General features: G+C 75.2%; 1 protein-coding gene. It reads right to left on the bottom strand.

Annotated features, from left to right (window positions below; translation table 11 throughout):
* Positions 1-1,214 (bottom strand): FAD-binding oxidoreductase (locus tag AC08OV_RS20375; RefSeq protein WP_476620126.1); only part of this gene is annotated, 1,214 nt, incomplete at its 3' end.
* Between the last annotated feature and the right edge of the window lie 103 nt (positions 1,215-1,317).

Here is a 1,317-nt window from a genome sequence, read left to right as displayed (position 1 = left end):
CGCAGGTAGGGCGCCCGGAACCGACCCTGCTCCCAGTCCTGGCCGGCCGCCGCGCCGAGCCGTTTGGCGCCCCCGGCGAGCAGGACGGCAGCGACCGCCGCGGAACGCTGTTCCACCGCGCGATCGTCGCCTTCGTAGCCGGTCACCAGGTAGCAGCCGACGGCGCCGCCCCCGCGCTCGCCGCCCGACCGGGTCGGCCGCGCGAGCCCCGCGACGGTCTCCGTCTCGTCGGACAACCGGCATACCGTCGGCCGCAGGTCGCGGGCGGCGAGTGAGCGCAGCAGCCGGGTGCCGGTCGCGAAGTCGGGCACCGACCAGGCCTCGTAGCCGCGCCGGGCCGGCAGCGGCCGGACCCGGACCACGACCTGGGTGATCACCCCGAAGGCGCCCTCGGAGCCGAGTAGCAGCTCCCGCAGGTCCGGTCCGGCGGCCGACGCCGGGGCGCGGCCGAGCTCCCAGCCGCCCACCGGCGTGGCCACCCGCAGGCCGACGACCAGGTCGTCGAACCGGCCGTAGCCCCCGGATGCCTGACCGCTGGACCTGGTCGCCGCGTAGCCACCGATAGTGGCGTACTCCCAGGACTGGGGGACGTGCCCGAGCGTGAGACCGTGCTCGGCCAGCAACGCCTCGGCCCGGGGGCCCCGCAGCCCGGCGCCGAGCTCCGCGGTGCCGGAGTCGGGATCCACCCGGCCGAGCCGGTCCAGCCGGGCGAGGTCGAGGGCGACGACGGCACGGTCGCCACGCTCGGGCGGCGCAAGGCCGCCGACGACCGAGGTACCGCCCCCGAACGGCACGACCACGAGGTGCTCTCTGGTCGCGACCCGCAGCACGCCGAGCACCTCGTCATGATCGGCGGGCCGGACGACCGCGTCGGGCGCGGCGGAGGCGTCCCCCGCCCGCAGGTGCAACAGGTCGGTCGTCGAGCGGCCCCGGCAGTGCCGGATGCGCGCGACATCGTCCACCCGGACCTCGTCGTCCCCGACGACCGCCGCGAGCGCGGCCCGGGCCGGATCCGGCAGCCGCGACGCGGGCAGGCGTACCTCGGCGAGCGGGACGGGCGGGCGAGGACGGGCGGGAATGCCGAGCCGAGCCAGCAGAAGGCGGGTGGAATCGGGCAGTGGGTCATGCGCCTCGGCGGGGCCCCAGCCCCACCAGACGGATTCGGCCGGGACGATCTCACGGGCTTTCTCGTGGGCCTCGTCGCTGCTCGTCATCGGCGTGCGTACCGCCTGTCCGATCCGGTGGTGCCTCGGTAGAATCTCTTGCGAGACAGTGTGACAGCCAACGTCACATTGTCACAAGGTCTCATCCTACGAT

The sequence above is a fragment of the Frankia sp. CeTa3Moorea genome, from assembly GCF_978021225.1.
Note: the sequence above shows the minus strand (reverse complement) of the source record. Positions and strands in the feature narration are given on the sequence as shown.